Origin of the sequence: Bacteroides caecicola, from assembly GCF_023337095.1 — a bacterium.
Lineage (GTDB): Bacteria > Bacteroidota > Bacteroidia > Bacteroidales > Bacteroidaceae > Phocaeicola > Phocaeicola gallinarum.
Window position 1 is genome coordinate 52867 of record NZ_JAMBLM010000008.1, and the last position, 14023, is coordinate 66889.

Consider the following 14023-nt stretch of genomic DNA (forward strand, 5'->3'; position numbering starts at 1 on the left):
TTGTTTGATTTTTAATTATTATTATATTGTTTATTGTTTTTCCAATCCTTGTCGAAACTATACATTTCGGGCTGCAAAATTACAAATAACTTTTTAATTGACAAACAGTTTTCTAACAAAAAAGTCCATCATCCCATTTTTTGGAATGATGGACTTCTTTTTATAGAGCTTTTATGAGGTTATTTGCGATAAGATGCCTTTACAAACGGAGCTTCCAGCAAATAATCCAAACTTTCTTTAACACTTTTCAGGACATCAGAAGTGCTGTAATTTTCTATTTCGGCTACAAGATCTTGTGTTCCTGCCACATCGGTATTCCCGAATATGGCATCATAACCTACCATGCCGCTCTGCCCGATTTCCCGATGGTCTTTGATGTGGAGCATCTTAAAGCGTCCGGGATATTGATGGAAATAATCTACCGGACTGTTTTGCCCACGCACGGTCCAATACACATCCATTTGAAAGAATACGTATTCGGGATTGGTGTGTTGAAGCATGTAGTCGTACATCACCTCTTTATCTTCTACTTTCTGAAACTCATGTGCGTGGTTATGATACCCGAAAAGGATTCCTGCCTCTTTACAACGCTTGCCAATTTCATCAAAATAACGACAATACAGAGCCAAGTCTTTTACTGTCTCAGGTACACCGAGCCACGGAAACACGATGTACTTCATTCCTGCGGTTTTATGGTCAGCAATGCATGTATCCCACCATTTCAAGGCTTCGGTCAAGTCTCCGGAAGTCAGTTCTTCGGCTGTCAACATACGACTGCAATGAGAAGACAAGACTTCCATTCCGGTACTTTCAACATCTTTCCGGAAATTTTCCGGACTTCTCCCGTAAAACTTTCCGTCAGCATAATTGGCTGCCTCCACGCTGGTATATCCCATTTGAGCCAATTTGTTCAGCACGTCCATGTATTCAGATGAAGGTTGCCCATCCTTATTCACCCCATCCAACAGACTTCTGACTGAATAAAGTTGGATGGACACTTCCTTTTTAGTCACTTTTTCACTTTGTTCTACCTTTGTACATTGAGAGCATATCACTCCCAAAGCAACAAACAGGCATAGATAAAGAAGACGACTTTTCATAGGCTATGATTAATCCAAGATTTTCACACGAATGTTACGATACCAAACATCATCGCCGTGGTCTTGCAATCCGATGAAACCTTCATGATTTTCACCGCCGCAATTATTCAGCAATTCGAATGCCAACGGCCATTTTTCTTTACTGAACTTACTGTTTTCAAGCATCTCCGTCCATTGCGGAGTCCACAAATGGTATTCCAAAACGTTTTCTCCATTTTGTCCGTGCACTACCGTACCTTTATATACCATGATTTTAGCTGTGTTCCATTCTCCGAAAGGTTTTGCGTTTTGCGGAACAGCCGGAATCATGTCGTATAATGAAGCTGCCTGACGGTTATTATCCTTACCTAATTTCGCATCAGGATGGTTTGCATTATCCAATACCTGAAACTCCGGAGCTGAAATGTAAATCGGTTCCAAAACTTCCTTTCCGTCTTTATCTGTGGATGTGACTTCCTGAGCCAAATACAAGATACCGGAATTACCGCCCTTAGAGATTTTCCATTCCAATTCCAACTCAAAGTTTTTGAACTTGTGAGCGAAAATCAAGTCGCCACCTTCCGCAGTCTGAGCTTCACCGCCTCCGCTGCCGTTAAATTTGATGCAACCATCTTCGATAACCCAGCGAGAAGGCACATTGTCTTTTCCATAGCCTCTCCATCCGTTGAAAGTCTTACCATCGAAAATCGTGATATACCCGTCTTTATCTACCGGCAGTGACAAGCTGTCTGTTTCAGCAGCTTTCATTGATTTAGAGTAAGACAACATTTGAGTTGTGGGTGCTTCTTCTGCAGTTGTTTCAGCAGCTTTCTTGTTTCCTCCGCCACATGCGGTCAATGCACCTGTAATAACCAAACAGGTCAATGTGTAAAATACTTTTTTCATGATATTATTATTTTTAATGATGAATTATACTTCTGTGTTATTTTATCGGGGCATATCCGGCAAATTCCAACCGGTACGATACTGATGCTTAATCAATTCTTCAGCGAAAGCACGCGCATTAACCGGCTCTGTCCATGTTTTGTTGAATGAAGGATGCCCATCGTGAATCGTAAAGCCGTCTTTAATGCAAGTCTTTATGGTTTCATCATCACCGATATTCGTGAATCTCATATTCTCGCCGTCCCATTCCAACGTGCGGTTCAATGCCTGAAGACGTACAGCCAATACACCCATTACTACCATTTCATTCAACGGACCTGCTTCCGAGAAGTCGGATTTGGTCTTTACACGCGATTCGGGACTTTCTTTACATGCACGCACCCAATCTTTTTCATGACCACCCGACATCGCATTCGGTACACGACGGCATACTTTCGGCGCATTCGGAACACGACCGGAAAGCAAGAACGGATGTTCACCGTAGCAACCGCATATCAGCGTGTCTTTGGTTCCGTGGAAAATAGTCAGACCGCCACCGCTTTGCATCAGCTGCATGGTAGCCGGGAAACCTTTCGGACGTTCGGGCATCATGCCTCCATCGTACCAATGTATTTCTACTTCCGGCATGGCTACTTTCGGCATATTGTCACGAGCCGGGAAAATCATTTTCACATGTTGTGCCTGTGGAGCACAAGCGTTCAGCAACAAGGTGGAAGACGCTTCTACCTTTGTCGGGTATTTCAAATGCAAGGCTTTAAACGGTTGGTGCAGAATATGACACGCCATGTCGCCCAGCGCACCGGTTCCGTAATCCCACCATCCACGCCAGTTCCACGGTGTATAAATCGAACTATACGGATTCATCTTTGCAGGGCCGGTAAACAAATCCCAGTTCAGGGTTTTGGGGATACGCTCTTCTTTTTCGGGGGCATTCAACCCCTGCGGCCAAATCGGACGGTCGGTAGCACATTCTACTTTCGTCACCTCACCTATTTCTCCGTTCCAAATCCATTCGCAAACCAAATCGGTTCCTTCATCCGATGAGCCTTGATTACCCATTTGCGTAGCCACACCCGTAGAAGCCGCGAGCTTGGTCAGCAAACGTGATTCGTATACCGAGTGTGTCAGCGGTTTCTGGCAATATACGTGTTTACCCATCGTCATAGCATCAGCGGTAATGATGGCATGTGTATGGTCGGCCGTTGCTACGATAACCGCATCAATCGACTTGCCCATTTCGTCGTACATCTTCCGGTAGTCCCAATATCTTTTTGCATTCGGAAATTCATCAAATACACCTTTGGCATACTTCCAGTCAACGTCACACAACGCTACGATATTTTCCGTATCTTTCACATGCAAAATGTTGGCATGACCCATTCCACCGATACCGACAGCCGCAATGTTCAGCTTGTCTGAAGGTGCTACATGCCCGAAACTCTTACCTAAAATAGAACTGGGAGCAATGGTTATGCCGGCAAGCGCCGCAGCTCCCGTTTTCAGAAAATCTCTTCTTGAAACGTTTGACATAATCTTACATTTAAAGTTAATATAAAAAGTTAATGATTGCCTATATCTTTATTTTATGTGTTCCCCGATTGATTCATCTATCTGTTTGGCAACAGGCCATAGCCGTTTTTCATCGTACGCCTGCGTTCGCGAATTTCTTCTAAGGTTTCCAAAGTGCCAATGGCAGGCAGGTCGTGCGATTTGGCGTCTGCCAAGAACTTCCATGCATATTCCGATGCAAGTGCAGAATCACGCATCTTGGGAAGCAGCGGAGACGCTTCGCCTGCCAAAATGCTATCGGCAAACCGATTACACAGCACATCGATGTTTTTCCCACCAAAGGGTTTCTCTATCCGCAAAGTCTGATTAACCCCATGAAGTTCAACAACCGCCGTCTTAAAATCGTGCGTCATACGGGCGATTCCTTTCGTCCCTATCAAGTCAACGTATGAATTATGAGTCTGGTCTTTAGAAAGTTGTCCGTAGACGAAACCTTGCGTGATATCGAACACAATGCCATTCTGGAACGTGCCGTGGCATTGCAGCCACCACGGTTCCTTGTAGCTCCACATGTCGATAGCCTGTGCGTGCCATGTCTTATAATCGCATCCGGCATACCAGCGGGCGATGTCTACATAGTGCATACCGCAATCGTGGAAAGCAGGTCCTTCGTACTCGTGTCCTTCGCCGGGAGCCAAACCGGGTGTCATGTGACAAACACGAATAATAGCCAGCTCACCCAATTCGCCTGCCTCGACAAATGCTTTCAACTGCTGATGATACCATGAATTACGGAGATACAAGTTAACCGTAGCTATTCGGTCTGAATGTTCAGTCATGCCGACAACTTCCCATTCGCGTTCAATGGTGTCAGCTATCGGTTTCTCCGACAAAATGTGTTTCCCGTAACGGAGTGCCTTTTCTATCTGCTCTTTCCGGTTATTAGCCAGCGTAAACAGTCCCACTGCCTGAACGCTTTCATCCTCGAACACAATATTTTCATCGTCTACTATCCGAGATTCGGGCGAAAGTTCCTTCGCCACTTCACGTGAACGGGGACTGATGTCGCAAATGTATGCCACATCCCATCTGCCGCTCTTTTTCATTTCGTCCAGATAAAACCTGCCCATTCTGCCGAGGCCTATAAGCCCTACCCTGATTTTTGTATTTTTCATAATTTAACAAAGAAGATTGTTTGTGCCTCAGAGCCCATTTAAACGAAATTACTTTATCAGAAAATTCAAACAGGCTCTTATATTAATTTTCGGTTTTTACTTCTGGCTTGACCAGAAACGCGCTTATTTCCCATAATATATATATAGGTATAAATACAGCCATAAGTGTAAAAGGATCTGACGAAGGCGTTATGACAGCCGCCACCACCATCAGTACCACCACGGCATGGCGACGGTACTTCTTGAAAAAGCTGCGGTTTAAAATGCCAAGTTTCGACAACAACATCGACAGCAATGGCAATTCGAACATAATGCCCATCATAAAAATCAGCATCAGGAAATAACTCATATACGAATCCAACGACAACTGATTGGAGATATTCGGACTCAACTCATACGAGTATAAAAAACGCAGCGTCAAGGGAAACACCACAGAATAGCCTACCACACAGCCTATGAAAAACATGACCGTCCCAAACACGAACGCCCATCTCACCCCTTTCTTTTCATTGTCGTACAGAGCCGGACAAACAAATTTCCACACCTCATAAACAAGATAAGGGAAGGTGATGAGCAACGCCAGCCAGAACGACAACGACATGTGAATAAAAAATTGTGAAGCCAGCTTGATGTTTATCACATCTACGCGGAAAGGTTTGCCGATAAAATCAGGCAACATCGAAAATGCAACTCCTGTTTCCTGTTCCGTCCAATGGCTGAAAGCCGTTCCCGCTTCTGCAATCCAACGGTAAAGAAAAAAATCATTGCTACACGGAGCCATCACCACGTGGTCGAACAAATAGGGTATAAACATGAATCCCAGCAACATAAAGATTCCCCATGCCACCAATACCCTTATTAACATCCACCGGAGGGCTTCCAGATGATCCCAAAAAGACATTTCCGACTGCTCTGCCATACCTAATCTCCTCTACACTGAAATATTATTTCTTTTCCACGCCTTGCGTCGTTCCCGGATTCGGTTCGTCAACGTTGATGTCTTTGTTAATGTCTTTTTCTATTCCATTCACGCCTTCTTTAAAACTTCTTACGCCTTTACCTATTCCGCGCATTAATTCCGGTATTTTTTTACCGCCGAACAGCAACAGTACGATAAAAACAATCAGAAGAATCTCCGACGTTCCGATAGAACCCAAAAAGAGTAGTGTATTCATAATAAAATCTTTTTAAATAAAACAATGTGTTTACGGTTCCCGAAGGCTTTTATTGCAAAAATAAGAAACAAAAGCCTATCTCTTCAAACTAAATACAAAGTAGTAGATTGTTGAGAGAAAAAACAAGCTGACACACAATATTTTAATAAAAATTACAACAAAAAAAGAGTAGATTGCTTAAAAGATATTTTGCAGACTTTTCCGGCTTATAGCTTACATATAAACAAAATAATTCGTACTTTTGACAGCGGACATCTTTGTTAAAAATCAAGAGCTATGATAAAGCAATACTTATTGGCAATACTACTATTATTTCCGCTATGCGCTTCGGGAGAGAACGACCTGAAAACGCTATCGGATTCGCTCAACGCCATACTCGAACAGAAGCAATATTACGTTGCACTGAAAGAAAAGCAGATAGAAAGTATCAAGCAGACGCTAAAAGATTCTACACTTTCTATCGGAGAAGAATACGAGATAAACGCAACCCTCTACGAAAAATACCAGAAATTCAATACTGATTCGGCCGCACGATACATTCAAAGGAATATCGAAATAGCCGTGGCGTTAGGGAAAGAACATGCTGAATACGACTCCTGCCTGAAACTCTCATTGCTTTACTCAATGTGCGGGAAATACCGCGAAGCAGAGGAAATCTTAAAACGACTCCAGACGATAAAACTTCCTGCCGACCTGAAAGCTGCGTACTATAATGCTTATTACCGCTTTTGGGAATATTATGCCATCTCGACGGGAAACACCCCTTACGCCCGCCAGCAATGCAGAATATATCAAGACTCGATACTGACGGCATCCCTGCCCACATCGGTTAACGCCAGATTAGAACAGGGGTTCAGACTCATGGAAACGAATCCGGAAAAAGCAGAAAAGCTACTGACTAACTTACTTGCGACTGAACAGGTGGGAACTCCCGAGTATGCGATGATAACTTGTGGTATCGCATACGCTTACCGGGGATTGGGGAACCGAGAGGAAGAAAAAAAATATTTCATGTTATCTGCCATTGCCGACATTCAAAACGCCACACGTGAAACGGTCTCACTTCAATCGCTTGCCATGATAGCTTACCAAGAAAATAACTTAGACCAAGCCTTCCGTTTCAGTCAATCGGCCATAGAAGATGCAGCCGCCTCCGGCATCCATTTCCGTGCCCTCCAGATGCACCCGTTCTACTCTATCATCAACTCTGCTTATAAAACGGAACAGACCAAAGTGCGGACAAACCTCACCATATATCTTACAGTGGTGTGCTTGCTCGCCGGCGCACTGGCCATATTGGTTTGTCTTACTTACAAACAAATGAGAAAGACTTTGCGGATGAAAGAAGAACTGACCCAAAGTAATGACAAGCTGAAAGAGTTAAGTCGCTCGCTGAAGGAAACCAACCAAATGCTGAACGGCCGCAATCAGCAACTGCAGGAAATCAATACCATCAAAGAACGATATATCGCCCAGTTCTTCGACCTCTGTTCTAACTACATCGACAAGATGGGGCAATACCAGAACGAAATCTATAAACTTGCCATCAACCGCCATTACGAAACATTAATCAAACAGACCAAATCGACTACGGTTATCGATAAAGAATTGAACTCGCTTTACGAACATTTCGACAGTATATTTCTCAACCTCTACCCTACGTTTGTAACCGACTTCAATGAACTGCTGCGTGAAGGCGAACAAATCACCCCGAAAGCCGGCAGCCTGATGAACAAGGAACTGCGCATATATGCCCTGCTGCGACTGGGTATCAACGATAGCGGGAAGATTGCCAGTTTCCTGCGGTGTTCGGTAAGCACCATCTATAATACGCGCACCAAGTTGAGGAACAAGGCACGATGTCCGCGCGATGAATTTGAAGACCAAGTGCTTCAAATAGGAAGCACCTCTGAGTAACACCGGAACACCCCTTACCCACAAAAAAAGCCATTCCGCTTTCTTTGCATCCAAAGAAAACGGAATGGCAAATACCGCATATTCTATAAGCAAAACGTTATGCTTCACCCTTGAAATCGCTCAAAGGCGGAACAAAAGTCTTACCGCCCTGTTGCTGTTCTTCCGGCATACGAATCGGACCAAAATTCTTTTCGTACTTGTTAACGTTATCTTGCAACGCATACATCAAGCGTTTTGCATGTTCGGGAGTCATCACGATACGTGACTGCACGTTGGCTTTCGGCAATCCCGGCATGATGCGTACAAAGTCGATAACAAACTCTGAAGTAGAGTGAGTGATTATCGCGAGATTAGCATACGTTCCTTGAGCCACTTCTTCTTTCAGCTCAATCTGGAGCTGGTTATTTTTGTTTTCGTTTTCCATGATATTTGATATGTTTTTTTGTTAGCGGAAGCAAATGTAAAAAAAAAGTCGATACGGCAAACATATAAGCCTTGAAAATATTTCAAACCTGTTCAAATTTTGTCCTAACATTCTTATGGCAGTCAATCAAACCGTCTCCCAAAATAACAGAATGTAGTATTTTCCATGAGTTCATTAATAATATCCTCATATTTTTACCGCTCGGCCAACAAATTCATGTAAACAATCTTTTATTTTACAAATATTTTTATAATTTTGCTACAAGGATTATGTAAACGTATAAGGTCTTGCCAGCCTTTGTACACCATAATGCAGATTCAAGAATGTTTATTAATAAAATCAAGATGGCAAAACCTTCGTTCTAACGAAAGTCAACATATTTTTTATTAACCTTAAAATTAGTCATGAGAAAGTTTCGTTTATTATTAGCTCTGTTCTTCTTAAGTTTGTGCATGACGGTTCATTCACAAGAGCAAGAACGTTTTTCGTTTTCGGTAAGCGCAGGTAAAGGCAATTTATTTGGCAAGTCCAATCTCTCAGTAATGGGCTGCGAATATCGTTCGGCATACGACAAAGGTTTCGATGCGAATATGAAAGTGGCTTATTTGGTTAACCGGATTTTCCAGATTGGAGTCAAATATGATTTCTTTCAATCTGCCGGAGATTTTACCCTTTCTAACGGATCGATGGTGGTCAGTGATGCGGAGTTGAACTATATCGCCCCGCAGGTTGGCATCCGGAAAAATATAACGAATAAGTTACTGTGCGAATTCATGGTGGGAGCCGGCTATGTGCATTACAAAAATTCAGGTGAATATGGCGGCAACGAATATAAAGCCACTAAGGGATTCTGTGCAAGCAATTTTGATGCTTCCTTTTTCTACCGCATTTACAACCATGTGTATTTGGGCATAGGTGCTTCGTTTATGGGAGGCAATGCTTCTTCGTTCGATATGGATGGAGCAGGCACTGTGGATTTGGAAGGGCGCGACAAGTTAAAACTGCGCAAGGGCGATGTTTTCGTCACTGTTCGTTGTCAACTTTAATTCAGGTGAAAGCCGTAGTACAAATTTGCGACAGGCTCTAAGACAATGTATCTCGTTGTTGCAACTTTAGAGCCTGCCGCTTAAATTTTCTTCTTTCTCTTTGTATTCAAAGCCTATATAGCTCAATCAATAACATGCTTATGGCAGCAAGTCTTCCATGATTGTCAAACCATGAGAAAATTCGTTCTACCACCCCTCTCTTCCCTATTGACTCAAAACCTTTAGAAGTAAGCATTAACGATAGAAGAAACTCATGCGGATAAACTGCTCAACTCATGCGGATGCTTTGATGAAAACAACCGCATGGATCGATGAGTCTTTCCGTATGTTTTTCAAACCGAATCGCAGACATCTTTTATTCCTCCCCCATATACAAACAAAAAAAGCTGCACCAGCGAACTGGCACAGCTTTTCATTATCGTTCAACAGCAAGGAAAGATTATTCTACCTCACTATAATCAAGTACATTCTTCTTGTTTGCCATGATGCGATCGTACTCTTCTTTCGAGCCTACCACAATCTTGTCAAACTCGCGCTGACCCGTACCGGCAGGAATCAAGTGACCGCAGATTACGTTTTCTTTCATACCTTCCAGTTTGTCAACCTTTCCGTTGATAGCGGCTTCGTTCAAGACCTTCGTAGTTTCTTGGAATGACGCTGCCGACATGAAACTTGAAGTTTGCAGAGCCGCACGGGTAATACCTTGCAGAATCTGTGTTGACGTTGCAGGAACGGCATCGCGTGCTTCAACCGGTTTCAGGTCGCGACGTTTCAACATACTGTTTTCATCGCGTAATTTGCGGGCTGTAACAATCTGTCCCGGCTGCAAGTTCTGAGAATCTCCGGCATCTACAACTACCTTCTTACCCCAAATACGGTCGTTCTCTTCGTTGAACTCGATACGGTCTACCACTTGTTGTTCCAAGAAGCGAGTATCACCCGGTTCGTCGATTTGAACCTTACGCATCATCTGACGTACGATAATCTCAAAGTGCTTATCGTTAATCTTTACACCCTGCAAACGGTATACGTCTTGGATTTCGTTTACGATATACTCTTGTACTGCCGTAGGACCCTTGATTGCAAGAATATCGGCCGGAGTAATCGCACCGTCGGACAACGGAGTTCCGGCACGTACGTAGTCGTTTTCCTGCACCAGAATCTGTTTTGACAATGCAACCAAGTATTTACGCACATCGCCTGCCTTAGAGGTTACAATGATTTCACGGTTACCACGCTTAATCTTACCCATTGTTACCTCACCGTCGATTTCAGAAACCACTGCCGGATTCGACGGATTACGTGCTTCGAACAACTCGGTAACACGGGGAAGACCACCCGTGATATCGCCCGCCTTACCTACGGCACGCGGAATCTTAACCAAGATATCACCAGCCTTAACGGTTTGCTTGTCTTCTACCACAACGTGACCGCCCACCGGTAAGTTATAAGTACGGATAATATTACCGTTTTCATCGTTAATGTGGAGCGACGGAACTTTGGTCTTGTCTTTCGATTCAGTAATGATGATTTCACGCAAACCGGTAGCTTCATCTGATTCTACTTTATAGGTTACGTTTTCAATTACTGCTTCGAAATCAATCTTACCCGCAGCTTCGGTAACAATTACGGCGTTGAAGGGATCCCACTTTGCAATCAGTTTACCCTTTTCAACCACATCACCGTCGGAAGCATAGAGCTTAGAACCGTAAGGAACGTTATGGGTAGAAAGAATAATACCTGTATTCACATCGACAAAACGAACTTCAGCCAAACGTCCTACCACAATCTTAACCGGTTCGCCTGTTTCTTCCACAGCATCTACCGTACGCAGTTCTTCAAACTCCAGACGGGCATCGTTTTTAGCCACGATGCTTGCATTGGCAGCCATGTTACCCGCGATACCTCCGGCGTGGAAAGTACGCAAAGTCAACTGAGTACCCGGCTCACCGATTGACTGTGCAGCAATGACACCGACAGCCTCACCTTTCTGAACCATACGGCTGGTAGCCAAGTTACGTCCGTAACATTTTGCACAAACGCCTTTCTTCGATTCACAGGTCAATACGGAACGGATTTCAACGCTTTCAATCGGTGATTTTTCGATTTCTTCAGCAATATCTTCCGTAATTTCCTCTCCGGCAGCAACAAGAAGTTTGCCGGTAGTAGGATGTATAACGTCGTGTACAGATACGCGCCCTAAAATACGTTCGTACAGTGTAGCGATAACTTCATCGTTATTCTTCAACGCCGTACAAACCAGACCACGCAATGTACCACAGTCTTCTTCATTGATAATTACATCGTGAGAAACGTCAACCAAACGACGAGTCAAATATCCGGCATCGGCTGTCTTCAACGCAGTATCGGCAAGACCTTTACGCGCACCGTGAGTAGAGATAAAGTACTCCAACACAGACAACCCTTCTTTAAAGTTTGAAAGAATCGGGTTTTCAATAATCTGTGCTCCTTCAGCTCCTGCTTTCTGAGGTTTAGCCATCAAACCACGCATACCAGACAACTGACGAATCTGCTCTTTAGAACCACGGGCTCCAGAATCAAGCATCATGAATACAGAGTTGAATCCTTGATCATCGTTCTTAATAGTCTTATACAAGATGTCTGACAAATCGCTGTTAACGTGTGTCCAAGTATCAATTACCTGATTATAACGTTCGTTGTCGGTAATGAAACCCATGTTATAGTTCATCATGATTTGTTCCACTTCCTCATTTCCACGCTTAACCAGTTCTTCTTTTTCTTTCGGGATAATAATATCTCCCAAGTTGAATGACAGACCACCTTCGAATGCCATCTTATATCCTAAGTTCTTGATACCATCCAAGAACTCGCAGGCACGAGCCACTCCGACTGCCTTAATTACGTCGCTGATGATATCACGCAAAGATTTCTTAGATATGATAGTATTCAAGTAACCACATTCATCAGGAACCAGTTCGTTGACAATAACACGTCCTACAGAAGTTTCTTTGATCATCTTCTTGACGATATTGCCGTTCTCGTCCAAATCGTTCGTAACCACACTTACGATGGCGTGAATATCTACTTTTCCTTCATTATAAGCAATCAAGGCCTCTTCCGGTCCGTAGAAAATCAAGCCTTCACCTTTTGCTCCCTTACGCAACTTGGTGATATAGTACAAACCGAGTACCATATCCTGTGCAGGCACAGTAATAGGCGCACCGTTAGCAGGATTCAATATATTGTGTGACTGAAGCATCAACATCTGAGCTTCCAAAACAGCTTCGTTACTTAAAGGCAAGTGTACTGCCATCTGGTCACCGTCGAAGTCGGCATTAAATGCTGTACAAGCCAACGGATGGAGCTGAATAGCCTTACCTTCAATCATCTTAGGCTGGAATGCCTGAATACCCAAACGGTGAAGTGTCGGGGCACGGTTCAACAGTACCGGATGACCTTTCATTACGTGTTCAAGGATATCCCAGATAACCGGTTCTTTACGGTCGACAATCTTTTTGGCAGACTTCACGGTTTTTACAATACCGCGTTCAATCAACTTACGGATAATAAACGGTTTGTAAAGCTCTGCCGCCATCAGCTTCGGAATACCACATTCACCCATCTTCAACTCAGGTCCGACAACGATAACCGAACGTGCAGAATAGTCAACACGTTTACCCAACAAGTTCTGACGGAAACGTCCTTGTTTACCTTTCAAACTATCGGACAATGACTTCAACGGACGATTGGCATCGGTCTTCACTGCGCTCGATTTACGAGAATTATCGAACAATGAATCAACAGCTTCCTGCAACATACGCTTTTCATTACGCAAGATTACTTCCGGAGCTTTGATTTCAATCAATCGTTTCAAACGATTATTACGAATGATAACGCGACGATATAAGTCGTTCAAGTCGGAAGTTGCGAAACGACCTCCATCCAGCGGAACCAACGGACGAAGTTCAGGCGGGATAACCGGTACGATACGTACAATCATCCATTCCGGCTTGTTGCGTCCACGCGAAGCACGGAACGATTCGACAACCTGCAAACGTTTCAAAGCTTCGTTTTTACGCTGCTGTGAAGAATCATTATTTGCTTTATGACGAAGTTCATAAGAAAGCGCATCAAGGTCAAGACCAATCAACAAGTCATAAATAGCTTCCGCTCCCATCTTGGCAATAAACTTGTTCGGGTCGCTGTCTTCAAGGAACTGATTCTCTTTCGGAAGCGTATCCAAGATATCCAAATACTCTTCTTCCGACAGTAAATCATATTTATTAATGCCATCTTCAGCCTTTACACCCGGCTGGATAACAACATAACGTTCATAATAAATAATGGCATCCAGTTTCTTTGTAGGCAATCCTAACAAATAACCGATTTTATTCGGCAATGAACGGAAATACCAGATATGTGCAACCGGAACTACTAATTGGATATGCCCACTGCGCTCACGGCGTACTTTCTTTTCAGTAACCTCTACACCACAACGGTCGCAAACAATTCCTTTATAACGGATGCGCTTGTATTTACCACAATGGCACTCATAATCTTTCACCGGTCCGAAGATACGTTCGCAGAACAAACCGTCGCGCTCCGGTTTATAAGTACGGTAGTTGATGGTTTCGGGTTTCAGCACCTCACCATAAGAGTTTTCCAGAATTTCTTCCGGTGATGCCAGTCCGATAGTAATCTTCGAGAAATTACTCTTTATCTTAGTATCTTTTCTAAAAGCCATACTTTATGTTTTATATAATGAAGTATTAAGAATGGAGAATGGAGGAAGTTGAAAAAACAGCCAATC

10 protein-coding genes are annotated in these 14023 nt (G+C 43.5%); 2 read left to right on the forward strand and 8 right to left on the reverse strand.

Annotation, left to right across the window (positions count from 1 at the left end):
• Positions 1-179 precede the first annotated feature (179 nt).
• The 6 genes from M3085_RS09325 to M3085_RS09350 form a co-directional block, all read right to left on the reverse strand.
• Positions 180-1100 (reverse strand): sugar phosphate isomerase/epimerase family protein, encoded by a 921-nt coding sequence (locus tag M3085_RS09325; RefSeq protein ID WP_178255861.1) that lies wholly within the window; start codon positions 1098-1100, stop codon positions 180-182.
• A 9-nt stretch (positions 1101-1109) separates the two neighbouring features.
• Positions 1110-1985 (reverse strand): DUF1080 domain-containing protein, encoded by an 876-nt coding sequence (locus M3085_RS09330; RefSeq protein WP_249052867.1) that lies wholly within the window; start codon positions 1983-1985, stop codon positions 1110-1112.
• A gap of 42 nt (positions 1986-2027) precedes the next feature.
• A complete protein-coding gene (locus M3085_RS09335; protein WP_178255859.1) occupies positions 2028-3515 on the reverse strand; it encodes a Gfo/Idh/MocA family oxidoreductase in 1488 nt (495 codons plus the stop codon).
• Positions 3516-3592: 77 nt separating this feature from the next.
• A complete protein-coding gene (locus M3085_RS09340) occupies positions 3593-4669 on the reverse strand; it encodes a Gfo/Idh/MocA family protein (protein ID WP_249052868.1) in 1077 nt (358 codons plus the stop codon).
• 82 nt (positions 4670-4751) lie between these two features.
• Positions 4752-5588 (reverse strand): twin-arginine translocase subunit TatC, encoded by an 837-nt coding sequence (gene tatC, locus M3085_RS09345; RefSeq protein ID WP_178255857.1) that lies wholly within the window; start codon positions 5586-5588, stop codon positions 4752-4754.
• Between the two features lie 25 nt (positions 5589-5613).
• Positions 5614-5844, reverse strand: coding sequence for a twin-arginine translocase TatA/TatE family subunit (locus M3085_RS09350; RefSeq protein ID WP_178255856.1), 231 nt, complete (start codon positions 5842-5844; stop codon positions 5614-5616).
• Between the two features lie 276 nt (positions 5845-6120).
• On the opposite strand from M3085_RS09350, the gene M3085_RS09355 reads away from it, so the two are divergent.
• Positions 6121-7761, forward strand: a complete 1641-nt coding sequence (locus M3085_RS09355; protein WP_249052869.1) for a DUF6377 domain-containing protein — start codon at positions 6121-6123, stop codon at positions 7759-7761.
• A gap of 97 nt (positions 7762-7858) precedes the next feature.
• Here M3085_RS09355 and M3085_RS09360 read toward each other — a convergent pair whose 3' ends face one another.
• Positions 7859-8185: a DUF3467 domain-containing protein gene (locus tag M3085_RS09360; protein ID WP_178255854.1), complete on the reverse strand. Its 327-nt coding sequence runs from the start codon at positions 8183-8185 to the stop codon at positions 7859-7861.
• A gap of 404 nt (positions 8186-8589) precedes the next feature.
• Between M3085_RS09360 and M3085_RS09365 the strand changes: the two genes are divergently transcribed.
• Positions 8590-9231 carry a hypothetical protein gene (locus M3085_RS09365; protein ID WP_249052870.1) on the forward strand — a complete coding sequence of 214 codons (642 nt, stop codon included), beginning with the start codon at positions 8590-8592 and terminating at the stop codon, positions 9229-9231.
• Positions 9232-9670: 439 nt separating this feature from the next.
• On the opposite strand, the gene rpoC is transcribed toward M3085_RS09365, so the two are convergent.
• On the reverse strand, positions 9671-13957 hold the full coding sequence (gene rpoC, locus M3085_RS09370) for a DNA-directed RNA polymerase subunit beta' (protein ID WP_178255852.1): 4287 nt from the start codon (positions 13955-13957) through the stop codon (positions 9671-9673).
• Positions 13958-14023: the final 66 nt, after the last annotated feature.

What these genes read in the sequence shown, in the direction of transcription:
- M3085_RS09325 (WP_178255861.1), bottom strand. Translation starts at nt 1,100, where the DNA reads ATGAAAAGTCGTCTTCTTTATCTATGCCTGTTTGTTGCTTTGGGAGTG.
- M3085_RS09330 (WP_249052867.1), bottom strand. Translation starts at nt 1,985, where the DNA reads ATGAAAAAAGTATTTTACACATTGACCTGTTTGGTTATTACAGGTGCA.
- M3085_RS09335 (WP_178255859.1), bottom strand. Translation starts at nt 3,515, where the DNA reads ATGTCAAACGTTTCAAGAAGAGATTTTCTGAAAACGGGAGCTGCGGCG.
- M3085_RS09340 (WP_249052868.1), bottom strand. Translation starts at nt 4,669, where the DNA reads ATGAAAAATACAAAAATCAGGGTAGGGCTTATAGGCCTCGGCAGAATG.
- tatC (WP_178255857.1), bottom strand. Translation starts at nt 5,588, where the DNA reads ATGGCAGAGCAGTCGGAAATGTCTTTTTGGGATCATCTGGAAGCCCTC.
- M3085_RS09350 (WP_178255856.1), bottom strand. Translation starts at nt 5,844, where the DNA reads ATGAATACACTACTCTTTTTGGGTTCTATCGGAACGTCGGAGATTCTT.
- M3085_RS09355 (WP_249052869.1), top strand. Translation starts at nt 6,121, where the DNA reads ATGATAAAGCAATACTTATTGGCAATACTACTATTATTTCCGCTATGC.
- M3085_RS09360 (WP_178255854.1), bottom strand. Translation starts at nt 8,185, where the DNA reads ATGGAAAACGAAAACAAAAATAACCAGCTCCAGATTGAGCTGAAAGAA.
- M3085_RS09365 (WP_249052870.1), top strand. Translation starts at nt 8,590, where the DNA reads ATGAGAAAGTTTCGTTTATTATTAGCTCTGTTCTTCTTAAGTTTGTGC.
- rpoC (WP_178255852.1), bottom strand. Translation starts at nt 13,957, where the DNA reads ATGGCTTTTAGAAAAGATACTAAGATAAAGAGTAATTTCTCGAAGATT.